The organism is Mucilaginibacter phenanthrenivorans (assembly GCF_024721155.1).
Classification (GTDB): domain Bacteria; phylum Bacteroidota; class Bacteroidia; order Sphingobacteriales; family Sphingobacteriaceae; genus Mucilaginibacter; species Mucilaginibacter phenanthrenivorans.
Genome location: NZ_JAHVAP010000001.1, coordinates 760237 through 785165, shown reverse-complemented (window position 1 = coordinate 785165; position 24929 = coordinate 760237). Strand labels below are relative to the sequence as shown.

At 42.7% G+C, this 24929-nt stretch carries 21 protein-coding genes; 6 read left to right on the top strand and 15 right to left on the bottom strand.

Going from position 1 to position 24929, the window contains the following annotated elements; all coding sequences use genetic code 11:
- Window positions 1-79: 79 nt before the first annotated feature.
- Together KXD93_RS03260 and kduI are read right to left on the bottom strand one after the other, a co-directional pair.
- On the bottom strand, window positions 80-895 hold the full coding sequence (locus KXD93_RS03260) for an SDR family oxidoreductase (RefSeq protein WP_258135429.1): 816 nt from the start codon (window positions 893-895) through the stop codon (window positions 80-82).
- Between the two features lie 124 nt (window positions 896-1019).
- Window positions 1020-1850, bottom strand: coding sequence for a 5-dehydro-4-deoxy-D-glucuronate isomerase (gene kduI / locus KXD93_RS03255; protein WP_258135428.1), 831 nt, complete (start codon window positions 1848-1850; stop codon window positions 1020-1022).
- A 149-nt stretch (window positions 1851-1999) separates the two neighbouring features.
- Here kduI and KXD93_RS03250 point away from each other — a divergent pair, with 149 nt between their 5' ends.
- Entirely contained in the window at window positions 2000-2611 is a 612-nt protein-coding gene (locus KXD93_RS03250; protein WP_258135427.1) for a NanQ anomerase/TabA/YiaL family protein, read from the top strand.
- Window positions 2612-2657: 46 nt separating this feature from the next.
- Here the strand turns inward: KXD93_RS03250 and KXD93_RS03245 are convergent, their stop codons facing one another.
- Genes KXD93_RS03245 through KXD93_RS03215 form a run of 7 tightly spaced genes read right to left on the bottom strand, consistent with a single transcriptional unit; the run spans window position 2658 to window position 6659 of the window.
- On the bottom strand, window positions 2658-2876 hold the full coding sequence (locus KXD93_RS03245) for a methyltransferase type 11 (RefSeq protein WP_258135426.1): 219 nt from the start codon (window positions 2874-2876) through the stop codon (window positions 2658-2660).
- An 18-nt stretch (window positions 2877-2894) separates the two neighbouring features.
- Window positions 2895-4304, bottom strand: coding sequence for an MATE family efflux transporter (locus KXD93_RS03240; protein WP_258135425.1), 1410 nt, complete (start codon window positions 4302-4304; stop codon window positions 2895-2897).
- A 5-nt stretch (window positions 4305-4309) separates the two neighbouring features.
- Complete coding sequence (locus tag KXD93_RS03235) at window positions 4310-4696, bottom strand: DoxX family protein (RefSeq protein ID WP_258135424.1); 387 nt, start codon at window positions 4694-4696, stop codon at window positions 4310-4312.
- Between the two features lie 41 nt (window positions 4697-4737).
- Window positions 4738-5247: a DinB family protein gene (locus KXD93_RS03230; protein WP_258135423.1), complete on the bottom strand. Its 510-nt coding sequence runs from the start codon at window positions 5245-5247 to the stop codon at window positions 4738-4740.
- Window positions 5248-5274: 27 nt separating this feature from the next.
- Window positions 5275-5697: a hypothetical protein gene (locus KXD93_RS03225; RefSeq protein WP_258135422.1), complete on the bottom strand. Its 423-nt coding sequence runs from the start codon at window positions 5695-5697 to the stop codon at window positions 5275-5277.
- Window positions 5698-5699: 2 nt separating this feature from the next.
- On the bottom strand, window positions 5700-6233 hold the full coding sequence (locus KXD93_RS03220; protein WP_258135421.1) for an SRPBCC family protein: 534 nt from the start codon (window positions 6231-6233) through the stop codon (window positions 5700-5702).
- A gap of 3 nt (window positions 6234-6236) precedes the next feature.
- On the bottom strand, window positions 6237-6659 hold the full coding sequence (locus tag KXD93_RS03215; protein WP_258135420.1) for a VOC family protein: 423 nt from the start codon (window positions 6657-6659) through the stop codon (window positions 6237-6239).
- 194 nt (window positions 6660-6853) lie between these two features.
- Here KXD93_RS03215 and KXD93_RS03210 point away from each other — a divergent pair, with 194 nt between their 5' ends.
- The 4 genes from KXD93_RS03210 (at window position 6854) to KXD93_RS03195 (ending at window position 9631) form a co-directional block, all read left to right on the top strand.
- Window positions 6854-7201, top strand: coding sequence for a hypothetical protein (locus tag KXD93_RS03210; protein ID WP_258135419.1), 348 nt, complete (start codon window positions 6854-6856; stop codon window positions 7199-7201).
- A 69-nt stretch (window positions 7202-7270) separates the two neighbouring features.
- Window positions 7271-7732 (top strand): hypothetical protein, encoded by a 462-nt coding sequence (locus KXD93_RS03205; protein ID WP_258135418.1) that lies wholly within the window; start codon window positions 7271-7273, stop codon window positions 7730-7732.
- A 154-nt stretch (window positions 7733-7886) separates the two neighbouring features.
- Window positions 7887-8762 (top strand): YitT family protein, encoded by an 876-nt coding sequence (locus KXD93_RS03200; protein ID WP_258135417.1) that lies wholly within the window; start codon window positions 7887-7889, stop codon window positions 8760-8762.
- Between the two features lie 26 nt (window positions 8763-8788).
- Window positions 8789-9631: an isocitrate lyase/PEP mutase family protein gene (locus KXD93_RS03195; protein WP_258135416.1), complete on the top strand. Its 843-nt coding sequence runs from the start codon at window positions 8789-8791 to the stop codon at window positions 9629-9631.
- Window positions 9632-9671: 40 nt separating this feature from the next.
- On the opposite strand, the gene KXD93_RS03190 is transcribed toward KXD93_RS03195, so the two are convergent.
- On the bottom strand, window positions 9672-11114 hold the full coding sequence (locus KXD93_RS03190; protein ID WP_258135415.1) for a glycoside hydrolase family 30 protein: 1443 nt from the start codon (window positions 11112-11114) through the stop codon (window positions 9672-9674).
- Window positions 11115-11542: 428 nt separating this feature from the next.
- On the opposite strand from KXD93_RS03190, the gene KXD93_RS03185 reads away from it, so the two are divergent.
- Window positions 11543-16843: an Ig-like domain-containing protein gene (locus tag KXD93_RS03185; protein WP_258135414.1), complete on the top strand. Its 5301-nt coding sequence runs from the start codon at window positions 11543-11545 to the stop codon at window positions 16841-16843.
- A gap of 88 nt (window positions 16844-16931) precedes the next feature.
- Here the strand turns inward: KXD93_RS03185 and KXD93_RS03180 are convergent, their stop codons facing one another.
- The 5 genes from KXD93_RS03180 to KXD93_RS03160 all read right to left on the bottom strand — a co-directional run bounded on the left by KXD93_RS03180 (window position 16932) and on the right by KXD93_RS03160 (window position 24877).
- Complete coding sequence (locus KXD93_RS03180) at window positions 16932-17108, bottom strand: BF3379 family histone-like protein (RefSeq protein ID WP_258135413.1); 177 nt, start codon at window positions 17106-17108, stop codon at window positions 16932-16934.
- Between the two features lie 122 nt (window positions 17109-17230).
- On the bottom strand, window positions 17231-18508 hold the full coding sequence (locus tag KXD93_RS03175; protein ID WP_258135412.1) for a YdcF family protein: 1278 nt from the start codon (window positions 18506-18508) through the stop codon (window positions 17231-17233).
- Window positions 18509-18575: 67 nt separating this feature from the next.
- Window positions 18576-20108, bottom strand: a complete 1533-nt coding sequence (locus KXD93_RS03170) for a RagB/SusD family nutrient uptake outer membrane protein (protein WP_258135411.1) — start codon at window positions 20106-20108, stop codon at window positions 18576-18578.
- A 21-nt stretch (window positions 20109-20129) separates the two neighbouring features.
- Window positions 20130-23795 carry a SusC/RagA family TonB-linked outer membrane protein gene (locus KXD93_RS03165; RefSeq protein WP_258135410.1) on the bottom strand — a complete coding sequence of 1222 codons (3666 nt, stop codon included), beginning with the start codon at window positions 23793-23795 and terminating at the stop codon, window positions 20130-20132.
- 113 nt (window positions 23796-23908) lie between these two features.
- Window positions 23909-24877: a FecR family protein gene (locus KXD93_RS03160; protein ID WP_258135409.1), complete on the bottom strand. Its 969-nt coding sequence runs from the start codon at window positions 24875-24877 to the stop codon at window positions 23909-23911.
- Window positions 24878-24929 lie beyond the last annotated feature (52 nt).

The following is a 24929-nucleotide window of genomic DNA, read 5'->3' as shown; positions in this document are numbered from 1 at the left end:
TATAAGTTAATCAAGTCATCACAGGTTTGTTACAAATTGGTTATTCGCTAACTCACTAATTCGCCCAATCACTAATTATTTACACCCCGGCGAAAGCCGAAAAGCCGCCATCAACGCAAATCATTGATCCGGTTACAAATGCCGATGCATCACTCAATAACCAGACTATTGCACCGATCAATTCATCCGGGTGCCCGAATCTTTTAAATGGGGTATTCCTGATAACTTTCCCACCGCGTTCAGTGTAACCACCTTCCGGTAAAGTTAACAGGTTGCGATTCTGTTCGGTAAGGAAAAATCCCGGAGCAAGCGCGTTCATGCGGATTGCGTCGCCATAACGGTTTGCAAGTTCAACGGCAAACCATTGGTTGTAACAGTCAACAGCAGCTTTACCCATGTTATAGCCCAAAACTTTTGTTATTGCCCTTTTTGAATTCATTGATGAGATATTAACGATACTGCCTTTGCCTGTTTTAGCAATGGCCTCGCCAAAAACCTGGGTTGGGTTCAAGGTGCCCCATAAGTTAAGATCCAATACCTCCTTCATTCCCTTTAGGTTCATGCTGAAAATATCTTCCTCCGGCTGCAAAACACCCTGGGGCATATTGCCGCCGGCGCCGTTCACAAGTCCGTCAACTCTTCCAAAAGCTTCTATGATCTTATTTTTAGCCGCTTCAAGTTCGCCAATATTCATTACATCAGCTACCAAAGCTATTGCCTTACCGCCATTAGCATTTATAACAGCTGCACGTTCTTCAGCAACTTCTTTATTCCGCCCCAAAATGCCAACTGTGCCCCCGGCCTCTACAATACCGTTTACAAATGCATTTCCTAAAATACCGGTGCCGCCGGTTACAACTATTACTTTACCGCTTAGTGAAAATTTATCGCTCATCTTTTTTAAGAGTCAGGAATCAGGAAGTCAAGATTCAGGACTTATTTTTAGGTTTATACTTTATTATTTATCTCTTGTTTAGTTCTTTCTATCCGTCTTGATTCTTGATCTCTTGACTCTCTTCTCATCTCAGGTCGCTTATCGAAATAGCGTCCATATCGGTATAATCCAGGTTTTCACCTGCCATGCCCCATATAAAATTGTAATTGCAAGTTCCGCTACCCGAATGGATACTCCATGGCGGAGAAACAACAGCATCGTAATTGTTCATCATGATATGCCGGGTTTCGTCGCCCTGCCCCATATAGTGCACTATTTTTTGCCCCGCCGGCAAATCGAAATAAAAATAAGCCTCCATTCGGCGATCATGTGTGTGTGCCGGTATGGTATTCCAGATGCTACCGGGCCTCAAAATAGTTAATCCCATTACCAGTTGGCAGCTTTTTATTCCATCTGCATGAATGTACTTGTTAATTGTGCGCAGGTTGGCAGTGGCAGCGCTACCTGCCTCAACTTTTGCGGCTTCATCAATACCCATAAAGGTTGTTGGATAGGTCACGTGTGCCGGGGCCGAAAGCAGGTAAAAAACAGCCGGATCATTCGCATTTTTACTTTCAAAACTAACTTGCTTTACGCCTTTTCCAACATATAAGCAGTCAAGTTTACCAAGATCATAAGTTTGCCCATCCACAGTTACACTGCCATTGCCGGCTACGTTGATGATCCCTATTTCACGACGTTCCAAAAAATAATCTGCGCGCAGGTTTGGGTAATTTTCCAGGCTTATGGATTTAGTGACCGGGTTCACTGTACCTACTATCATCCGGTCGTAATGCGTATAAACACAATTGATAGCGTCTTTTTGTACCGTGTCATCTATTAAAAACCGCTCCCTTATTAATGCGGTATCATATTTTTTAAAATCCTCCGGGTGTACGCTGTGTAAAACTTTCAAGGCAATTTGATGGTTAGATGTTGTAATTGCAGGTCAATCTGCAAAACCAAAGTTAATATTTAGGTTCTCATAAAAAATAAAATAGTTTTTACAAATTAAACTAAATTACGTCGCCATAACGCCTAAATAAATTAAATACAACTTGAACCATGAAAACTTTAATCGTTTATAGAAAATTAACACTGTTATTTATTTTCCTCGGATTTGCAACTGGGGTTTTAGCGCAGGTTACCTGGACCGAAAGCACGGCTACAGCCTGGCTCAGTAAAAAAGAATGGAAGAACGGTCTTAAACTCGACGTGCATTCTTCTGTAAATAAAGTTGTATTTGCAGAACAGTATCATAAAAACCAGGCAATGTGGGATAAGGCCTTTGCATTTTTACGCGACAGCGACTTGACTAAATTAAAACCCGGCAAATACCCTATCGACGGCACAAATGTATACGCAGCTATCACCGAGGCACCCTCAAAAGAATTTGAGAACTCGGCTTGGGAATCACACCGCAAGTATATCGACCTGCAATATGTGATAAAAGGGCAGGAAACTATCGGCGTGGCACCAGTATCAAAAGCCACCGTAACCAAACCATATAATGAAGCCAGCGACAATGCCAATTACAACGTAGAGGGCCAATATTATATAGCCATGCCCGGAACGTTCTTCCTGTTTTTTCCGGGGGATGCCCATCGCCCTAATATTAAGGTAGCGGGATATGATGTGGTTAAAAAGATTGTTATTAAGATAAAGGTGGCTGAGTGATCACCTTTAAGATTTACGAAGTTTTCAAAACTTCGTAAATCTGACTTTAATCTTCAAAAAGACTGATGTCTATCTCGTAACCTTTAACAATGTGGATAATCTTAACACATTCTACAGGGCATCCGCTGGTTTGTACCCTTAAGATTCGGTCGCAATCGTCAAGATCGAAATTAAATTGAAAAGCTGGCAGATGAGATTGCAAAGACTTTAGCACCTTGCCGGCAAGTCTTTTACTTTTCACGTTAGTTTTGAAGATCTCTACCATAATGAGTAAATTTATTTCCTAAACTTTTACCGTTTTCCACCTGCCCTTTTTAAACAGGTAATAACTCAAGGCAGCTGCAACAACCTGCGATATCAGTATTGCATAAAAAATAGCGCGTGGCTCCTTTATATAATATTTACTCAATACCCATGCCAATGGGATCTGGAACAACCAGAATGCAACAAGGTTTACCCATGTTGGTGTGCGGGTATCACCTGCACCATTAAAGGCATTCATCATTACCATTTCTATTCCGAAAAACACATACCCCAGGCTCACAATTCGCAGCGATTGTATGGCATAGTGCCTTGCCTGCGGGTCGCTGTTCATAAAATTCACCACAGGTGTGCCAAACAGGTAGAAAAATAAGCTTACAAACACCATATAGATTACCGTATAAAGCATGGTTGTCCAAACACTTTGTTCAGCGCGTTCCGGTTTACCAGCACCGAGGTTTTGTCCGGTGAGCGTTGCCGCTGCATTACTTAATCCCCAGGCAGGCAGCAGGAAAAATATAAGTAAGCGGATAGATACCTGGTAACCCGCCATAGCAGCCTCGTGGAAATCGGCCATCAGCCTTGCCAAAAAGATCCAGCTTGCAGAGCTCACCAGGAACTGTATGGTGCCTGTACTGCCAATTTTTATTATCTGCGTTAATAATTCCTTTTGAGGTTTTAACTGCGCAGCGTAAAAATGCAGTAAGCCTTTACGGATAAACAAACGATAAAGCTGGTACATTACGCCAATCCCCCTGCCGGTTGTTGTAGCAATAGCTGCGCCTTTTAATCCAAGTGCGGGAACGGGCCCCCACCCATAAATAAGTAAAGGACAAAGTATAATATTACAGATGTTTGCTATCCAAAGGCTTCGCATCGCAATGCTGGCATCACCCGCACCCCTGAAGATGCCGTTAATAAGGAATAACAACATGATTACAATATTCCCCCCAAACATTATCCGGGTGTAAACGATGTTGTCGGCAATCATTTTTTTATTTGCACCCATCAAGTGTAAAATTGATTCCGCGGAGGAAACGCCCACCACGGCAATAATTACAGAGAGCGCCACTGAAAAAAGGATGGTTTGCATGCCGGCATGTGCGGCTCCATCAAGGTTTTTCTCGCCTACCCTGCGGGCGACTAAGGCTGTAGCCGCCATGCTTAAACCAATTGCTATGGAATATATGAGGCTAAGGACAGATTCGGTAAGTCCAACCGTAGCGACAGCCTCGTTTCCTAATTTGCCTACAAAAAATATATCTACTACTGCAAAAACCGATTCCATCACCATTTCCATTATCATTGGTATGGCTAACAGAAACACTGCCCTGCGGATGCTGCCGGATGTATAATCCTGCTCGCTGCCCGCAATGGCTTGTTTAAGTAAGGAGAAAAAGCGTTTGAAACCCGTCGGGTGAGTATTTGTCATAAAATTTAACTAATGATGCCTGCGGCAGCGTTTTGTTTTTTGATGTAAAAAACATATGCCAGGGCAAAAACAATAAGGATTACAACCATAGGAGCCCAACCTTTTACGGGGTCGCCCACAGCTATGAATGAATAGGTTGCAAAAATAAGATCGAAGGCAAAGCCGGCGTAGGCCCATTCTTTAAGGCGTTTAAAACCAGGTACCAGAATGGCAATTGCTCCTAAAATTTTTGCAATGCTCAGCAACGTCATAAAATACTCAGGGTATTTTAAATGGTCTGTTACCATAAGTTTGGTTTGTGCAGGATCCACAAGGCTATTGATACCTGAAAAAAGCATCAGCGCGCAAATAAGGCCATTGAAGATCCAGTAAAAAATGTTAATCTTTTTCATCGTGATTGTTTTTTAGTGATTGTAAATTAAGGTTAATATTGTTATTCAATAATATTATTATAAATATTTTTCAGCTGATGTATGTGCCTTTGTGTATGATACGCTATAAATGAAACTGCTTCTAACCGGGTCAGGTAGCCGTACAGCGGCAACTCAAAAGCGGTGCATGTTTTGGTCATATCAAGTGTTGTAGCGGCATTATTCACACTTTCGCGAATATTTTTTAATGCCGATATTAATTCTTCTTTATCATAATACTTAGCTTCCGGTCGAATAAAAGCCGGTGTGGTCATTTTGATATCGAAATTCAGAAAATCCCCTTTTATCTTCGGCTCCATTTCATCGGCAGCCCTTTCGGTTTCTTTAACCGGGCCGTTCATTACATCTACGAACCCCCTGTTTGCCATAACCATGTGTTGTGCCACCTTACCTACAGTCCATCTTCCCTCAAACGGGATAATATTAATATCCTTCTGTTCAAATTTAGCAAGCAATTCAATCAATTGGCTTAAATTTTCAACGGCAAGCGTAGTTATTTCAGTTGATTCCATTGGTTTTATCGTTATTGACTTATCAACTTAATTTATTTTTATTTTGGTAAGGGTCGCCTTATAGCCTAAGTGCTCCTCCCCTTGTTTCCAATGCCAGCTACCCGATATAGTATCCCCGTTATTACTGTATTTGCCTTTAAACTCTCCTTTTATTCCAGGCATATCGATGGATACCTGGTGCTCAGTTTCACTTACCTTATAAGTATACTCCATCACCTTTCCATCGTTGTCGAAATAGTGCGATCGTAACGTCTTGCTTTCCTCATCGTAACCTATAAATTCCAGCCCCTTTGCTCCGTCCAGGTCAACGTATTGTACTAAAAAAAATCCTCCCTCCATCCAGCTAAAGCTCACCTGTCCGCATACCTCACCCGACACATCCCAGATGCCCACTAATTTGCCGAGCTTTTTAAGCTCCGGGTGAGGTTTTGACCTTTTATTAATGATCATTTTCAGTTTTCCATGATATTTTTTAGATTGTTCAGGCTTGTTCCCATGTCCTTACTAAGCATACCAGGGATAATAAGATTCATAATATTCATGGGGTACGGGTTTTTGCCGTTCATTGCCCATGTTACCCTTGTTTGGTTTTCAGATACCGCCTTAGTCTCCATAAAAACGTCAGCTACGTTTTTAAAAGGTTTTTCAAACCTCACCTCACTGTCAATGCGGGTGTTATCGCTAATACTTTTTATTTCCTGTTCCCCCTTCCCAACATTTTTATTTTCACTATCCCAGGTGTAGATAAATCCAACGGTTCCGTCTGTCCCAATGTAATCCATTTTGGCATCGGGGTCCATCATTGCCCATTTGTTAAAACTCCTTTGGTTTTTAAGCAATTTGATGTAATCAAATACTTCTCTGCTGTTCTTATTAATGATCGCCTGTTGCTGAACAGCATATTCTTTTTTCATCAGGGCCGCGGTTATTAAAAGCAAAACAAAGAGGGCTGCGATAATGATAAGTATGGTTAGTAAAATATTCATGGCTTATTGTTGATTTTCGTTTTTACCTAATACAACCATCCAGGTTATTCCAAACTTATCCTTGACGGCGGCAAAGGTGTCGCCCCAAAATTGCTTTTTTAGCGGATCCATAATCTCACCACCAGCAGAAAGCTTTTCATAAAGCCTGTTTATTTCTTCCTCACTCGTGCAATTTATTAAAAGCGCTACATCATTACCTTTTATGTATCCACCCGGACCGGTTAAGTCAGTGCCCATTACCACCGCGCCACCGTTTTTTAAACAGGCGTGCATTAGGTGACCTTTTATTTCGGGCGGACACATATTTTCAATAGGTGATCCCGCTATCGGTGACAGTACCAAATCACCGCCTAAAATTTCCTGGTAATAGGTCATAGCTTCGCGACAGCGACCGTTAAAGTTGATAAACCCGTTAATGTGTGTCATGTTATTTTTTGTTTATGGTGATTGAACAATACAAACATACAGCGCATAAAATATTTAAACAGGTGCCTGTAATGACAATGTAAGGGGGGAATTATGACAATGATGCTCGCCTAAAAAATTGACGTTTCAGGGAAACGAAAAAGGAATTGGCCGCCTGCTTACACTCCCTAACATTAAAATTTTATCTTTGTCGAATGCACAAGGCACTGTTAAAAGTAATTTTAGCGCTTTTTTTATTTTCTGTTATTGATCAGGATGCTTACAGTGTGCCCTATAATTATGGGAACCATGGCACTGATTGTTACCGGGCCAGCATAAAAATCCAAGCCCTTGCATCTTCGTTAAATAAGGTTGTTCACCAGGGAGTTATTGCTCATCCTGTATACGGATCAATCAAACCATTATGGATTGGTGATTTAAATGTATCGGGAGATGGACTTACAATTGCAAGGCAAGCCTTATTTCTTCAAAATCAGCGGCATGTTATTCACCGGCAGCAATTTATTCGCTCGTTATTATTCCCATGCCATTTTTTTTGGTAAAACCTATGTCCGTTAATCGAACATAGTAAAGCGTAAAACACGCTGAATTTTTACCTTAAATTTAAAAAAATGACTCATACCATTGAGAATACCCTCATTACGGGCATTCTGTGCATTATTATATTTATTCCTATTTACCTGGCTGTAAGAAGCGCACGCATTAAGAAGGCGAAAAAGGTAAGTAATGAACTTTCTAAGATAGAAAAGGAGCTCAACCTCTCTTTACAAGCTATTGAACATTTTGATTCGTTTGTAATTGCGATAGACCGGGCTAAAAAAACCATTATAAAAATGGCATTGAACGATTACAGTCCGGAACTTATAGACCTGAGAGGTGTAACTAGCTGCAGACTTGATGAAGAAAAACTGGGTAAAGCAACTCAACAACTGCAATTGATTTTGCTTGACAAAGACAAGCAAGCCCTTCATCATATTGTTTTTTACCGGCAATATGTTGACAATGAAGTTCGCCTTAAGCGAACTGCGCAAGTAGCCGCTCAATGGGAGGTAATGATTAAAGCCTTAATTTAATTAATTTGATCCGGGGCTTTTTCAATTGATTGGAAAAGCCCCTGGTTACTTAACATTTAATTGTAAGTATTACCGCTTAAGGTTGTAAAAATCTGCTGTTAAAGCGGTAACCCATAATATTTTGATAATTTTAAAAACGCTTACCAATCCTAATATGAAAAGAAGCAGATTAAATTTGCGGAAGGAGATCACCAATATACCACTTATTATAGCGGGCATTTTCTGTGCTGCTTTTGGGCTAAAGGGTTTTTTGATCCCCAATGAGTTTATTGATGGTGGCGTAACTGGGATTTCCTTGTTAATTAGTTCAATAACCGGCTGGCCTATATCTATACTAATTATCATTATCAATTTACCTTTTATTTGGCTCGGCTATAAGCGGATCAATAAATTGTATGCCATTAAAACACTGATCGCTATCCTGATTTTATCGATAGTGCTGTATTTTATCAAATTTCCGCATGTAACTAACGATAAATTGCTAACCGCTGTATTTGGTGGATTTTTCCTGGGTACCGGGATAGGTTTGGCCATGCGCGGCGGATGCGTAATTGACGGTACCGAGTTGCTGGCGGTTTACATCAATCCCAAATCCTTTTTATCTGTGGGGCAAATTATCCTGTTGATCAATATTGTGATATTTGGGATTGCCGCCTTCTTTTTAAGTATCCAATCGGCGTTATATTCAATACTTACTTATTTGTCGGCATCACAAACCATAAATTATATTATACAGGGTTTTGACGAGTACACTGCCGTCACCATTATCTCGCCTAAAAGCGAACTGATAAAAAATGTGATCATCCGCCAATTGCGCCGGGGGGTTACTGTTTATAAAGGCGAGCGTGGCTTTGGTAAGAATGCAATCGAAGATAAAAACATCGACATATTATATGTGGTAATTACCCGCCTTGACGTATCCCGCCTGGTTAGCACCGTTCAGCAGGTTGATCCCAGTGCGTTTATTATAACACATTCGGTATCAGAAGTTAAAGGCGGACTGATTAAACGACATGTTTTATCGCATTAAATTTATACAGGATAAATCTATCTAAAATGGAAAAATTAAATAGCGACACACAGGCAATCAAGGCAGAAACATTAAGAACATTGCACCAGCGCGATGGAATTTTTGTAATTCCAAATCCATGGGATGCCGGTTCTGCAAAGATATTGGCAAGTCTGGGTTTTGAAGCGCTTGCCACTACCAGCGCCGGCCTTGCCTTTTCTGTTGCTAAACCCGATGGACTATGTGCTGTTAGCCTGGAAGAAACCTTAAGAAACGCACATGATATCGTAATGGCTACTGATCTGCCCGTATCGGCAGATCTCGAAAACGGATACGGACTGGCTCCTGAAACCTGCGCCGAAACTATACTGCTTGCCGCAAAGGCAGGTTTGGTTGGTGGTTCAATTGAGGATACTACCGGTAATCCTGATGATCCGATTATCCCGTTTGAACTGGCTGTTGAAAGGGTTAAAGCTGCGGTAACGGCCGCCCGAAGTTTGCCATTCCATTTTACTTTGACGGCGCGAGCCGAAAACCTGATATACGGCCGTCCGGATTTGAACGACACTATTCGTCGACTAGAAGCTTTTGCAGATGCAGGCGCTGATGTACTATTTGCACCTGGATTGACAACCCGAGAGGAAATTACCGCCGTTGTTAAAGCAGTTGCTCCTAAACCGGTTAGCATAGTCATGGGGCTTAGCGGATCTCACTTTTCTGTAAACGAGCTTGCCGAACTTGGTGTAAAAAGAATAAGCCTGGGCTCGTCACTTGCACGTGCTGCTTATGGCTCGTTTTTAAGGTCAGCAGAAGAAATTGCCCAAAGCGGAACCTTTACATTTGCGAATGATACAGTACCTTACTCCGTATTTAATAAGCTATTCAAATAGCGGTGCAAAATTTCGCAACGCTGAACGTTAAGGAATATATTTATAAATCCCAAACATAGGTACCTACAGCGCCCGGGTTTAAAGATGACGTAATTGCATTTGCTCCAAATACAATGTTAAAAGCCTGGACAGAGGCATCATCATTATAAACTATCACCACCATTTTGTTGCCCGGTGCAATAAAGGCCACATTTGGCAGGCCGGGAAATAAATTTGATCCAATGCGCTTTGATTCCGGCCGCACGAACTTTGCTGCGTGTGCAACAATGTAATACGCCGGATTACGAATAACGCTATCGCCGGTTATGGTTATTGCACCTAAACAGCTGGTACATCCGCCGGGTGTATGTGGCTCCTGGTTTTGATCGGCAGCTAAATTCCACTCTATCACATTACGGCTCCAATTGCGTGTGGCGCCAATAATTATATCCTTAATGTGAAATTTTAGTTCCTTTTTAAGATGCCCCGGTGCTCCTACCCATTCTTCGGTAAAATATAAGTTCTTATCCGGGTGAGCGTCATGAACCGTTGACAGGGCCTCGATTTTCCCGCCGTATAAGTGAAATGCTGAGCCGTCAACGTATTTAGCCGCCTTTTTCTTATCTAATATCGAAATCGGGTAATCAGGCCGGTCGGCATTATGATCGTAAAGAATGATCTTTGTTTTTAGCTTCGCAGCGGTCAATGCAGGGCCAAGGTTATTGGCGATAAAATCTGCCTGTTCAGACGCCTCCATTACCATGCTCGGGTTATTCTTTGGATTAAGCGGCTCATTTTGAATAGTTAAGGCATCGATATTGATTCCATGCGCCGCCATCCCCTTAAGATACTTAACAAAGTATTGTGCATAGGTTTTATAGTATTCCGGTTTCAAATTACCTCCATGAGTTTCACCGTTAGTCTTCATCCACGCGGGTGCTGACCATGGTGAAATCAGGATCTTTATGTCAGGCTTTATGGCAATGATTTGTTTTAAAACGGGGATCAGGTTTATTTCATCTGTAGCGAGACTGAATTTTTTAAGATCCGGGTCCGTTTCACCTGCAGGCAGGTCATCATACGAAAAAACATGATCATCAAGGTCTGATGAACCGACGCTGATTCTCAAATAACTCACGCCAATAGCGTTGCCATCAACGGTAAATAACTCATTCAACAGCTTTGCCCGGCTAGCTGCGCTCATTTTGTTTATTAACATGGCGCTTCCGCCTGTTAAGGCAAAGCCAAAACCATCTATCGATTGATAAACTTGCGATCTGTCAATTTTTATGGTTTGCAACTGATCGGAAACATCACCAGGCACGATAGCCGTTTTTTGTTTAAACAAAGTGGAATCCGACGGATCTGTTAGCCAAAAGGCTACACTACTGTTTTTTGATTTAGCGGCTCTATGCTTGTTTGGGGAAGTTGATTGTGCAAAGCAACTGTTGCCTGCAAATGCAAGTATTAAAAAAATAACATAGCTTTTAAACAGGTAGGACATACTATTGGATCTATAAAGGTTACTAGCCGCCGGTAGTTACAAACATAAAATTAAAACTTCAATTAGCATTTATTAGGCTTTAATTGTTTATTTAATTTTTAATTAGTAATATGACTCCGAATTGCGTTTGATAAGCTATATAATTAAATATAGATTAAATATAGATTTAAGTATAGAGCAAATTAAATATTATTATTTAGAAATATAAATTTAAAATTGTGCCGGGTTTGATGACTACAGATATGGTGTTGATTAAACAAACCTTGTGCATTTTACGTAAAAGGAAAGCTGACAGTATTTTCGGGCAAAGTTTTGATCCCCGTAAATCTGGTTAGTGAATTATTGTGAACGGTGAAAATGATTGTAGAGAATTAGAAAGCTCATTGAATGTTATGAGGTATTGTTTATTCGTTTTTATTTTTCTTCTGTTGGCGTTTTTCGGATATGGGCAATGTCCGCAGAGCGTTACGATCACGTCTTCTAATCCAACAATCTGTTCTGGAAATAGTGTAACACTTACCGCAACTCCATCAGGAGGAGTTGCCCCTTACAGCTATACCTGGAGCACGGGTGAAACAAAACAATCAATAGACGTCAACAAAGCCGGCACCTATAAGGTGACTGTAACAGGGGCAACGCGGGGCTGTCAGCCCGTTACCAGCACAATAAATATTACTGTTTCCCCAACTCCTGATGCGCCTGCGGTTGCCAATGTGACTATTTGTCCAAACACGTCAGGAAAACTAACGCCTACCGCTCCCGGTGGCCTTTATCAATGGTATGACGCCAACGGGAATTTTTTATTAAGCGGCGATAGTTATACAACTCCGGTACTTACAAGCAACAGGAGTTATTATGTGCAAACTACGGTTAATGGCTGTACAAGCGCCCGTACCCAGGTGTTTGTATTGTTAACAAGCAAGCCAAACGTTACCGGTGCTACTATATGTGCGGGCAATGTGGCAGTTTTAAGCGCAGATGGCGGTGATACTTTTGACTGGTATTCTAATTCATCAGCGTCAGGGGCGCCAATATTCAGCGGCTCTACCTTTACTACTCCGATATTAAATGTTACCACCACTTATTATGTAGTGGCGACTAATAATGGTTGCCGCAGCATCCCTACGCAAGTTACCGCAACAGTGACAACGCCACCACAGAAGCCTGTGGTGAAAAATACCAATCCATCTGTTTGCTCCGGAATGAGAGCCAACTTGCACGCTGAAGATGCACCAGGCGTATTTGCCTGGTTCGATGTACCATCGGGCGGTACCGCGCTTATATACAGTCCCGATTTTACTACCCCACCGTTAACAGCTCCGAAGACCTACTATGTTCAAAATTCTATAAACGATTGTGAAAGTTCGCGAACTGCGGTAACGGTAAATGTGACCCCAATCCCTGCCGCCCCTGCACCAGTAATTGAAACCCCCTGTGCTGGTACTTCAACTACTATAACGCTGCCGACACTACCCTCCGGAACCTACGAATGGTATGATGCGCCATCGGGAGGTACACTTTTACAAACAGGCAACAGCTACATAACACCTGTGCTTAACAGCGCAACAAATTACTATGTTTTGGCAAATAATGGGGGCTGCTCAAGCACGCGTACGCTAATAAAGGTTATTATAAATCCATCGCCACCTGTACCATCTGTTTCCGGTGCAATTATTTGTTATAATTCAGCAACTACCCTCACCGCCACCGGGCCCGGCGGTACTTACAGTTGGTTTAACGCTGCAAGCGGCGGTACAGCTATCGTTACAAATAGCCCGAACGGCAGCTTCCTTACACCAGCATTGTTGACAACAACTACATATTATGTTCAAACCAAGCTGAATGGATGTACAAGTGCAAGAACACCTGTAACTGTTACCGTATTGCCGCAGGTAACGCCACCTACAGCCAGCCCAACGTCTACTTGTTCAGGTAATTCAGCTGCATTAACTGCGACAGGCGGCTCCGCCACCGCCACCTACGATTGGTATGCGACGCAAACCGGCGGAACATCATTATTCACCGGGCAAGTCTTTGTGACACCACCAATAACGGTTAACACAATTTACTATGTGCAAATAACGGAGAACGGCTGTTCCAGCACACGTACCCCGGTAACCGTAACTGTGAATCCTATACCTACTGCTCCAACAGCGACCGGGACCACGATATGCCAGGGGACGTCAGCTAACTTGAGTACAAGCGCTTCAGGAACTATTAACTGGTACGACGTAGCATCCGGAGGAACATCTTTAAAAACCGGGAGCAACTTTACGACACCGATACTTAATTCTACAACCACGTTTTATGTTCAAAATACAACGGGTACCTGTGTTAGTAATCGTACACCGGTAGTTGTAACGGTTACCTCGCCCAACAATCCGCAGTTTCAATATCCAACGGGCACAGTTTGTACTGCAAGCTCAAACGTTACACCTGTTATTAATAATCCTTTAGGGGGTACATTCAGTGCTTCATCAGCAGGGTTAGTTTTCGTAAGCACCACTACGGGCGAAATCAATATTTCTGCAAGTTCGCCGGGGAGTTACACGATAACTTTTACCGGTACCGGCACGTGTGTTGTTCCACAAACCGCCTCCTTCTCTATTGTTACTGTGGCTAACGCTGCATTTTCTTACAAACCGGGGTACTGCCAGGATGAAAACAATCCCAGACCTACCTTTAATGCAGGTGCAAGTGCGGGTTCATTTAGCGCAACACCTGTCGGGCTGGTTTTTGTTAATACCAGCACCGGAGAAATAGATTTAAAGAGGAGCAAAGCCGGCAATTATACTATTACTAATAATATCACGGCCTCTGGTGGCTGCGCCAGCGCCAGTTCAAGCACATCCATTATAATATACGAATCTGTCACAGTGAATGCAGGCCCGGATCAGACCGTTTCCGTGGGTACGCCGGTGCAGCTAAAGGGCACTATTACAGGCGGCGCTACAACCGGCAAATGGTCGGGCGGAAGCGGAAGTTTTTCAAACGCGAGCTCTAAAAGTACTGTTTATACACCCGGGGCCGGTGAAACCTCCGCAACACTTACCTTAACCTCGGATGATCCCCCTGGCCTGTGCGGCCCAAAATCCGACCAGGTTATCATAACATTTAAAGCCTCACCCGCTTCACCAACAGTTACCGGTAACAGTACCTGCAAGGGCAGCAGCGCTACATTAACCGCCATTGCTCCTGGCGGAACATATCGATGGTACGATGTCGCAACCGGGGGAACGAGTTTAAAAACAGGCCCCGTATTCGTAACTCCTGTCCTAATGGCCAACGCTACTTATTACGTGGAAACCGTTAATAGCGTGGGGGTTGCCAGCCCGCGTACCATGGTTGTGGTAACAGTTAACGCAATACCCGCTGCACCTGTCGTTACAGGTCTTATTTCTGTATGTATCGGCAATACAACAACACTTACTACTAATAATCCCGCCGGCAGCTATGAATGGTATGATGCACCGGTTGGCGGCAACAAATTGTCAGTAACTGATACTTATACCAGCCCCGCGTTAACCGGCCCTCAAACCTATTATGTTCAGCAAATTGTAAACGGCTGTATTGGCGAGAGAACCAAGGTTGATGTTACAGTGTCAACAATACCGACTGTAACAAGTTCAAATAGCGACATTATTTGCAGTGGCAGCCCGCTAAGCTATACCATTACATCAGATGTACCAACGGCTACATTTTTATGGAGCCGCGCACAATTTGCGGGTATTAGTAATGCCGCCGTAACAAATAAAGCGGGCAATACAATTAATGAGACATTAATTAATACCAGTAGCGATGCCGTGAACGTTACTTATGTAATTACGCCGATGAATGGCAGTTGTGCCGGCACCCCGTTTAATTATATTGTAACAGTATATCCTACTCCAACTGTTACCAGCGACGCCGCCAAGCCAATTTGTAATGGTACTCCTGTTGATTACACAATTACGTTTAACACCATTACCGATTTTTCGTGGAGCCGCAATGCTATTCCAGGCATAACTAACGTAGCAGTTTCAGGCCAGGCCAGCGGTACTATAAAAGAAGCGTTGTTTAATACTACAAACGCGCCAATTGACGTGACGTACTTTATAACATCAAGTACCGGTAACTGTCAGGGTACACTATTTCCCCTTAAAGTTACAGTAAACCCTGATGCGCAAATAACAAGTGCAGCAACAAACCCTGGTGCGTGTAGCGGCGAACCGCAAAACTATACAATAACATCCAGTATCCCATCTGCCACTTTTCTTTGGTCGCGCGGTGTTGTACCCAATATCAGTAACGCAGCAGTATCAAATAAAACGTCAGCAGTAATTGATGAAGCCCTGATAAATACCGGTAATAGCGCTGTTAAAGTAACCTATTTTATTACACCTGTTGCAAATGGATGTCCTGGTACTCTCTTTAAGTATGTTGTGACGGTCAATCCACAAGTGATAGCACCCCAACCAAACGTAAATTCGCCAATTTGCGTGGGTAGTACAATTACATTACAAACTACCGCGGTTGCCAAGGCAACTTATACCTGGACGGGCTCCAATGGAAAAACTTACACCGGGCAAAAAGTTGAAATCCCGAACGGAACTAAAGGCGATGCAGGTTTATACAGTTTGACGATACAAGTTAACGGTTGTACGAGCGCCCCAAGAAGTGTAAGCTTAGTGGTAAATGATCCACCTACGGTGGATGCTGGTCAGGGTAAAGTCGTTTGTGTTGCCGATCCGACTATTGATCTTCACGGTACTATCGGTGGTGGCGTACCCACAGGAATTTGGACCGTCGTTAGCGGAACCGGCACATTTTATCCTTCTGTTAATTACCCGGCAACAACGCAATATATTCCAACTGCTGCAGATACAGCAGCGGGGAAGGTTGTTTTAAGATTGACGGCTACCAGGAAAGATGAGTGTGGCGGTGTCAGTTCGGACGTCACATTTAAATTTGGCCCGTTACCTGCTGCATTTGCTGGCCCTGATCAAAATGTATGCTCTCAAACTAACAGCGTTCAATTAAGTGGTAAAATACTAATTGTCAGCACAGTGAAATGGGAGAAAATGGGTTCCGCTTCAGGTAGTTTTAGTCCATCCGAAACAGATTTAAACGCCGTCTATATTCCAAGCGCCGCGGATATAGCCAGTGGTTCAGTAAAATTGGAATTAGTTGCTGATAAGTCCGGTCCGTGTGATAATCCAAGAGATACGATGCAAATAAACTTCATTCCTCCCCCGTCAGTTAATGCGGGCGGCACAAGGTATGTATTAAAAAACAGGACAATTACCCTAACCCCGACGGTAAGCGATAATAACGTAAAGTATTTGTGGACGCCGAATATCGACATTAACGATAATACTGTTAAAAATCCGGTAATAACCGGTGATGTGGATCGGACTTATACATTGCAAGTAACTGATTCACGCGATTGCGTAAGTACGGATACCACATTTATTAAGGTTTCCCCATTGATTGTCATCCCCAACACTTTTACACCTAATGGCGATGGTGTTAACGATTTATGGAATATTGAGGGATTGATTGCCTATACCGATGCAACCGTTGATATATTTACCCGTTACGGCCAAAAGGTTTATCACTCAGTTGGATATGACAAGCCTTGGGACGGAATTTATAACGGGAAGGCGCTACCCGTAGGTGTTTATTACTATGTGATAAACACAAAGTTATTTAACCAGGTATTCTCGGGAAGTCTTACAATTATAAGGTGACGTTTGCGTCGATTGGATATTCGGATAGCAGGTTAGTAAAATACTAATGAACCCGGCTGAGGGCCGGGCTCATTAAAAAAGCATTTAATTATTTAGCATTTTTCTTTTCGGTAACTTCCTTGCGGATGTCGGTTGCAGTAACCTTTAATTGTTGCATAGCATTGCGTAAACGGGTGCCTGCGGCATTGTTGCCTTTTTCGTAAAACGCTGCTGCATCTTTTTCTGCGGTTTCAATTAATTCCTTAAGTGCTGTGAATTTTTCCATGGTATTATTATAAATTTATTTAAAGGTCGCGAAATTATAAAAAAAATTCAGTCCATCGCACAAAAAGATAAGTCTGTAGTTTGGCGCATTGCCTGACCGCATAATTTCCTTATTGTATATAGCTATGGATCAAGAGGATCCAACGGATCCATATGTAAGCTTTCGTAAACCGGATAAAAAACAACATCGTGGTTTGAAATGCTTTTTTTATCCCTGTAAGGTAAATAACCCAGTTCCTTGGTGTTTCGTTTATCAAATGCATCTTTCATTACCATATCATGCTGACTTTTGCTGGTAATAAACAGGGATGGCTTATCCGTTGGAATGCCGTAACGAATGATTAAGCGATCTGCATTCCTAAAGTTAGTTGTGGTATGTCGCGCATGCGGATCGATAATAATTGCATCTGCGGGGATCCCGAATTTCTTCATGAGGTATTTCTTCATTTCTACAGCCTCGCAATACGGGCCGCGGAACGGATAACAGTATCCGCCGCTGGTAATGATAAATGGGGCCATCCCCTTTAAATAGCGCGCGGCAGCTGCATCACAATGGATCTTGTTATCCGGGCTTATAGGAGTGGTAAATAATTCCGGCCCATTACCCGGGATCACGATAGCCGCGTAAGGATATTTGCTCCATTGGGTTATTTTGATTTTGGCGACGGCTAATCTGTTATCATTTTGTTCCATGGGTTCAAACCGGGCCGGCTCATCACGGTCATTGGCATCCATCAGGTGCATAGCCACCTCCAGCGATGGCTGGTAAAATAGCTTCATACCATCTGTTTGTTCATCAAGCAAGGCAAACATATCCTTCATCACCATACGGTAATAACGGCTCGAAACTACGTAACTGGCAGTATCGATACGTGGATAACGCATTTTTTTACCCAAACCAAACTGGTCTATAATATAGTTGATTCCGTAAACGTATTGGCCCCAGGCCTTTAAAAATATCTCTTCATTACTTAAGCCGGCAAAGCGCTGGTAATATCCCGACGGGCGTAAATGGTTATTGATCATTTGATCAAACACGGGCTGATGACTTTTATATAACGCGGCTGCATTTTCTGCCAGTTTCAAAGAATCTTCCTTGTTGTATTTAAACCCCTCAACTAGCGATAATGGATGAGAACAAGTATCCATTGCATGACTTTTAAGCAGTGCTAGTCGGCTGGCAAATAATTGTTTAAAATAAGCGTCGTTCTCAATAATTGATTTAACCCCCGGCGAGTGGTCGATGACCGTTAGCAGGTAAAAGTTTTTATCGGCTACTAAATTATCCGAATGCAGGAAGTGATAGTTTTTATTAAAGCCGGCTTGTGCCATGCTTTGAAAAGTGCAAAAAATCAGCAGCATCGCCAGTAATAACCGGCGGTAATTTTTTATTTTAGTCATAAAAATTGTGATTTAATAATAAGGAGGAAGCTGAAATTAGCTTCCTCCAGAATAAGGTAAAGGAATCTTAATAACCAGGATTCTGGTACATTTTTACCGGGTCTAACTTTGTTTCGTTAAACGGGATAGGATAAAACCTGTCCTTAGTTGTAAAGTTTGATAACAAGGCCGAGCCAAAATTAGCCTGGCTTTTATTATGAAAATAAGTCACCAGTTCATCAGTAGTAAAAGTCCTTAATAAATCAAACCAGCGGTGATGCTCAAATGCCAGTTCGACACGGCGTTCGTGTAATATGGCCAGCTTTAATGTTGGGAAACTAGCGCTATAAGCCGGATCGGCTGATGAAACCTCATAAGTCGGCATTCCTGCTCTTGTACGCACCATATCCAAATATTGCGTGGCAACTGCTGTGTTTCCAAGATACATATTAGTTTCGGCAAGCATCAGGATCACATCTGCATAGCGCATCAGGATCCAGTCATTTCCACCATAACCGTTTTTACCTGCGCCAGAGCTTACATCCCTGAATTTGGTAACATACCAATCCTTTACGGTTGGCGCATTGGCAAATTTGATTGAAAACGCCATGCGTGGGTCGCCGCTTTCGTATTCGTTTACCAGGTCGTGTGTTACGTTGTCTCCCAAGCTGGTAGAGGGTTTTTGTGAGTCGGTTGTTTCACCTGTAGCCTGGCTATTGGCCGCTATGCTCGAGCTGTAAACCGGGTCACCCTGGATGTTAACGATCTGCCAGATAAGTTCAGGGCAGGTAGATTTTTTAGTTACATCAAAAACATCGGTATAAGGGATGTCACTTAAATTTCCAAATGTCTTGGCATTGTAGGCATTCGTCAGGTAGGTTAAGGCATCATTCAGGTTGGCAGTTTTAGCGCCGGCGTCCTGGGTAGTTGCCATAGTAAGATATACCTGGCCTAATAGCGTGTTTACCGCAGCCAATGAGATTCTGCCAATAACTCCAACTGATTGCGTTGCAGGCAAGGGGCTGCCGGCAGCATCCTTCAGATCAGCTACTATCTGGGTGTATACAGCAGCTTGTTTTGTGCGCGCAGTATTGGCAGTAATATCTTCCGTACTTGTAAGCTGTGTTGTTACCAGCGGAACGTCTCCCCATTCGCGTACCATGTGAAAATAGATTAACGCGCGTATGAACTCGGCCTCAGCCTTGTATTTTTGCTTGGTAGCCGGAACAGCAAATGATACTTTATCGATATTTGATAAAACGATGTTACAGTTTGCTATAACAGCATACATGGCCAGCCAGTGTGTGTACAAATAGCTGTTAGTAGGAATTAATGAGAAGTTATTGAATCCAAATGGCTCACCCGCGTTTGATTGATTGTCATTCGTTCCGGTATCGTCAGAACGTTGATCTGTCCATAAGTCACTGCCTTCACCAATGGTGTTACCGCTTCTTAATAAAGAGTAACAGCCGTTAACAGCCAGTAAAACATCATTTTCGGTTTTAAAAGAGTTGCTGATACTATTGGCATCAGGGTCATTTTGCTGCAAAAAATCTTTTTTGCATGAGTTCAGGGCAAGTAATGCTACCAGGCAAAATAACGTAAATTTTATATGCTTCATTTTTTCAGAATTATATTTTAATTAAAAAGTTGCTTTAATCCCAAGGTTGTAAGATCGTACCAAAGGATATACACCATAGTCAATACCAGGTGCCAGGTTAGCACCCTGCGAACCGCCATAGGTATAATCATAGTTAACTTCCGGATTGTAGCCTTTATACTTTGTAATGGTGAAGGCATTGTTAACAGAACCATATACCTTCAGCGCGGTTAAACCTAAATTGTGTGATATAAAGTCCGATTTGATGTTATAGCCCAGCGTCATATTGGTGTTACGCAGGAACGATCCGTCCTGTAAATAAAATGTAGATAACCTGGTGCTGTTACTTTGTGTACTGCCGCGTGACGCACGGTAAACTGATCCGGCACCTGGGTCGGTCGCACTACGGTAACGGTTGGCTACGTCTTCATACTGGTTGCCAGAGCCCTCCATATTGTACAAGTAATAATCCTGCCCGTCAAGAACCTGGTTGCCATAAGAACCGGCGAAGGCTGAGCTGAAGTAAAAGTTCTTGTACGTCGCATTTATGGCAAATCCGTATGTGAATTTCGGATATGGATTGCCAATGATCCCGGCGTCCTTGCTGTTGATCACACCGTCTCCGTTTACGTCTTTAAAGTAAAGATCGCCTGCCTGCAGCGGGGTAGTAGAAAATGTTGAAATTGGCGGGCCTTTGATTTGGTAGCCTGCAGGGTACGAATGCGTAGTTGAATTATAATTAGCACGGTCGGCAGCAATGTTGGCCAAATCGGCCACAGTAACCATTCCCGCCACCTTGTAGCCATAGAACATACCTATTGGCTGGCCTGTTTCTGTGATACTGGTTAAATAAGAGCGCTCAGCTCCGTTGGTAATTAATGTATTGTTACCACTCAGTCCCAACACTTTGTTGCGGTTGATAGAGATATTGCCGCTAATATTTAAGTTGAAATCTTTAGTAGCAATTGCCTTAGCATCAACCTGGATATCAAATCCTTTGTTGCTAACTTTTGAACCCGAACCTAAGTTAGTAAGGATTGTTGAGCTACCTGAAACAGCTGATATCGGCTCGTTAAACAACAGGTTGTATGACTTACTGATATAATAATTAGCAATAATAAACAGGCGTCCTTTCAATAAACCAAAGTCGGCACCAAAGTTATATTGCGATGTCGATTCCCAGCCCAGGTTAGCGTCCCTGATGTTTCCTGCGGTTAACGCCGACGACAGAGACCCGGTACCAAACACCACATTTTGCGGAGAACCATAAACACGTTGCGTATTATAGTTACCGATATTATTGTTACCACTCAATCCCCAGCTGGCACGTAGCTTAACGGTCGACTGATCACCCAGCCAGCTGTGGTAAAATGACTCATCCGACAAGTTCCAACCAGCAGATACCGATGGAAACGATGCGTAACGATCTGTGGGGCCGAACCTTGAAGAACCATCTGTACGGAAGGAAGCTGAAAGGAAGTATTTACTATTGTAGTTATAGTTTACCCTTGCCAGGTACGACAGCAAGGTATAAGTTTGATCGCCGGTTGCCTGTACACCTTCGGGCGGGCTGCTGGTTATCAGTGTGATCTGGCTTGGCGCAGCACCGGTAATGTTAGGCACGTTATCATTTTGGAAACCAGTTCCCTGAACGGTTAAAACATTATTAACAGTTTTTTGAGCAGTATAACCCACTACCCCATCAAAGTGATTCTTGCCTAATTGTTTGGAATAATTTAAGGTAAACTCACCCAATTGATCACGGTAGTCTATCGTTTGTCGGATTGCCTTTGCAGCCGCTATCGACTGAGACGAATAAGGCGGGTTTGCGCCGTTACTGATATCTGTTGGCAGATAGTAATTATAATTTTCGGCATAGGTCTGCATACCTAAGTTGGTATTAAAGGTAAGGCCGTTGAAAATTGTATAACTGGCGTGAGCGTTATAAGTGGCCCGGTCGCCAACACGGGTTATTTTTATCAGCGTGGCGGTAGCAATTGGATTTTCAATAGATTGATAACCGTAAGCTGTTGATTGCGCTGCTGCCACATTAGTGGCGATGCTACCGTCAGGATTGTAGGCAGGGAAAAACGGCATATAAATTAATGCGCCAAAGGCGGGGCTGTGATCCCAACGGCCATCCTGGGTTTCCTGGTTAGTGTTTTGTGTAAACGATATATTGGCGCCTACTTTAAGCCTTGTGCCTATGGTACCATCGATATTAGCCCTCAGGTTAATTTTTTGCTGACCTGTACCAAGCATAATCCCCGGCTGATCCTGGTATCCGGCGCTTAAATAGTAAGCTGTACCGTTTGAATTGCCGGTAAATGAAAGATTATGGCTTTGCACTAGAGCGTTACGGTATAATTCGTTCTGCCAATCAGTATTTACTGTTTGGTGAATGAGTGTTTGTGAGGCGAAATCATATAAAGTACCGGGGATACTCACCGATGCCGCGTTACCCACATTTGCAATACGGGTGGAGTTATTATCCGAATACATCGCATCGTTCCAGGTATGCCCTGTTGTTACCCAAAGATCATGGTATGAATCATTACGACCGTCAATTACCAATTGGGCAAATTGATCTGCATTTAAAAGCTTAACCTTTTTTGCCATCTGGTTAATTCCAGCCTGGTAATCATATTCAAATTTACCCTTGGTGTTTTGTTTTGAACCATGCTTTGTTGTAATAAGCACTACGCCGCCGGCTGCCCTTGAACCATATATGGCGGCCGATGCAGCATCCTTCAATATATCTATCGATTCAATGTCTTCCGGGTTAATAAACAAATCATTACCAGCCGCATAACCATCGATTACATAAAGCGGGTCGGAACTTGCGTTAATTGAACCAACGCCACGCACGCTGATCTTTGTGCTTTGGTAAGGCGCACCTGTTATTTGTGAAACCTGTACACCTGCCACTTTACCAACAAGTGCCTGCCCTACCGTTGGTGCAGATAAATTTAATTCATTAGATTTTACACTGGCAACTGCTCCGGTAAAATCGCTTTTACGCACGGTTTGGTAACCAATCGCCACTACTTCATTAAGTATTGTCGCAGCTGGCTTTAACTTGATGTTAATTTCGGTTTGGTTGCTTATCACAACTTCCTGCGAGGTGTATCCTACAAATGAAAATACAAGCGTTGAGCCCTGCTCTGCTGTTATCGCGTATTTTCCGTTTACATCTGTAGCTGTCCCTTTATGTGACACTTTTTCGTAAACATTTACTCCTGGAACAGGCAGATCCTTTTCGTCTACCACAGTACCTGTGATCCTAACCTGGATAGCCTGAACCTTTATGGGTTCCTTCTGCGCAACGGGTGCCTTTTCAACTCTTATCAGCACATGGTATTCGTCTACCTGGCTAATGGTTCCCCGGTAGTCTTTTAATATTTGCTGTAATACCTGGCTAACAGTTTTGTTATTGATATGCAGCGACGTATGCTTGGTAACATCCACAGTATTATCATACCCGATAATAAAATTTGTCTTGCTTTCAATGATATTAAAAACAGCTTTGATCGACAGATCTTCTGCCATTATAGAAATCCTGGTATTATTAATAGTTTGACCTTCTGTCGCAGCTACTGAAATACTAAGGCTAAAAAGTAATAACGTGGTTAAGGCCAGGGGTAATATTCTTGTTGTTAACCCTTTTATTAACCAGCGTGAAAGCTTGATTCGATAAAAATTTTGCATTTTTGATTTTAATTTTAATGATTGCTTGATCGTTTAAATTGATGGCGCTTAACTTTTGCGCTGCCATGCAGGGGATGCTGAAACATTCCCTGCCTTGGGTGATTCATGTTACTTCATATTCTTTTGCTTGGTTTTAAATTAATTTGTATTGATTTATTGTTGACCTGGTAACTCATGCCCGATAGTTTTTCAAGCACTTGTAACACGTTTGTAAGGGATTCATTATTGAAGCTCACAGTATACCGACGATTGCCTTTCGCGTAGCCATTTAACCTGACGGGTACACCATACCACCTTTCAAGTGTGGCGGCAATTTCATTGAACGAAGCATTGTCAAAGCGAAGCTTGTTTGTTCTCCATGCAGAAATTTCGTCTGTTTGTGCATGACTTAAAATGGCTTTCCGGCTATCCTTACTATAGATAAGTTGTTGGTTATGAGTTATTGATGCAGGCCATTGGGCTACAGCAGAATTATTTTCCTTTACATTCACCTCCCCGCTTTCTACGGCTACCCTGATTTGGTTCTCACCTGCGTAAGCCTTAACGTTAAATGCGGTACCAATATCTGTTATGGTAAGCCCCCCCGATTGAATAGTGAAAGGATGCATTTGATTATGTTTTACCACAAAAAAACCTTCACCTGTTAATGATACTATCCTGTTAGTTACCCCAAATGCCGACGAAATACGCAGTGACGAACCTGAATTAAGAAAGACATTAGTACCATCAGGCAACGAAAGTTGTTTTTTGATCCCTTTTGGTACCGAGATAAGTGTGTACGATACGGGTTTTGCAGGTACCTGGCGGGATTTGCCAAGCCACACGATGCCCACCCCTACAAGCAATACAGCTGCCATTTGTAGCCAGCGGACAGGTAAAATTCTTTTTACCGGGCGATTTTTCAACAAGCGATCCATCTCCCGGTCCATGCCGGTGAATATTTGCGCATGTTGTTCTTCGCTAAGTTTATTTTCCTGCTGATTGTCGAAGGTGGCAAACCAATCCTCTACCAACCGCTGTTCTTCATTGCTGGCTTTGCCTGATTGATACCGTTCAAATAATTTTTTAGTCCTGTTATCCACTAGTGCTACTTTATTATAGCTCGCGTGGCCGGACGGAATGTCCTTTAAGAGA

Excerpts from the sequence above, each read along its gene's own strand:
- KXD93_RS03260 (WP_258135429.1), bottom strand. The coding sequence starts at position 895 with ATGAGCGATAAATTTTCACTAAGCGGTAAAGTAATAGTTGTAACCGGC.
- KXD93_RS03250 (WP_258135427.1), top strand. The coding sequence starts at position 2,000 with ATGAAAACTTTAATCGTTTATAGAAAATTAACACTGTTATTTATTTTC.
- KXD93_RS03245 (WP_258135426.1), bottom strand. The coding sequence starts at position 2,876 with ATGGTAGAGATCTTCAAAACTAACGTGAAAAGTAAAAGACTTGCCGGC.
- KXD93_RS03240 (WP_258135425.1), bottom strand. The coding sequence starts at position 4,304 with ATGACAAATACTCACCCGACGGGTTTCAAACGCTTTTTCTCCTTACTT.
- KXD93_RS03235 (WP_258135424.1), bottom strand. The coding sequence starts at position 4,696 with ATGAAAAAGATTAACATTTTTTACTGGATCTTCAATGGCCTTATTTGC.
- KXD93_RS03230 (WP_258135423.1), bottom strand. The coding sequence starts at position 5,247 with ATGGAATCAACTGAAATAACTACGCTTGCCGTTGAAAATTTAAGCCAA.
- KXD93_RS03225 (WP_258135422.1), bottom strand. The coding sequence starts at position 5,697 with ATGATCATTAATAAAAGGTCAAAACCTCACCCGGAGCTTAAAAAGCTC.
- KXD93_RS03220 (WP_258135421.1), bottom strand. The coding sequence starts at position 6,233 with ATGAATATTTTACTAACCATACTTATCATTATCGCAGCCCTCTTTGTT.
- KXD93_RS03215 (WP_258135420.1), bottom strand. The coding sequence starts at position 6,659 with ATGACACACATTAACGGGTTTATCAACTTTAACGGTCGCTGTCGCGAA.
- KXD93_RS03210 (WP_258135419.1), top strand. The coding sequence starts at position 6,854 with ATGCACAAGGCACTGTTAAAAGTAATTTTAGCGCTTTTTTTATTTTCT.
- KXD93_RS03205 (WP_258135418.1), top strand. The coding sequence starts at position 7,271 with ATGACTCATACCATTGAGAATACCCTCATTACGGGCATTCTGTGCATT.
- KXD93_RS03200 (WP_258135417.1), top strand. The coding sequence starts at position 7,887 with ATGAAAAGAAGCAGATTAAATTTGCGGAAGGAGATCACCAATATACCA.
- KXD93_RS03195 (WP_258135416.1), top strand. The coding sequence starts at position 8,789 with ATGGAAAAATTAAATAGCGACACACAGGCAATCAAGGCAGAAACATTA.
- KXD93_RS03190 (WP_258135415.1), bottom strand. The coding sequence starts at position 11,114 with ATGTCCTACCTGTTTAAAAGCTATGTTATTTTTTTAATACTTGCATTT.
- KXD93_RS03180 (WP_258135413.1), bottom strand. The coding sequence starts at position 17,108 with ATGGAAAAATTCACAGCACTTAAGGAATTAATTGAAACCGCAGAAAAA.
- KXD93_RS03175 (WP_258135412.1), bottom strand. The coding sequence starts at position 18,508 with ATGACTAAAATAAAAAATTACCGCCGGTTATTACTGGCGATGCTGCTG.
- KXD93_RS03170 (WP_258135411.1), bottom strand. The coding sequence starts at position 20,108 with ATGAAGCATATAAAATTTACGTTATTTTGCCTGGTAGCATTACTTGCC.
- KXD93_RS03165 (WP_258135410.1), bottom strand. The coding sequence starts at position 23,795 with ATGCAAAATTTTTATCGAATCAAGCTTTCACGCTGGTTAATAAAAGGG.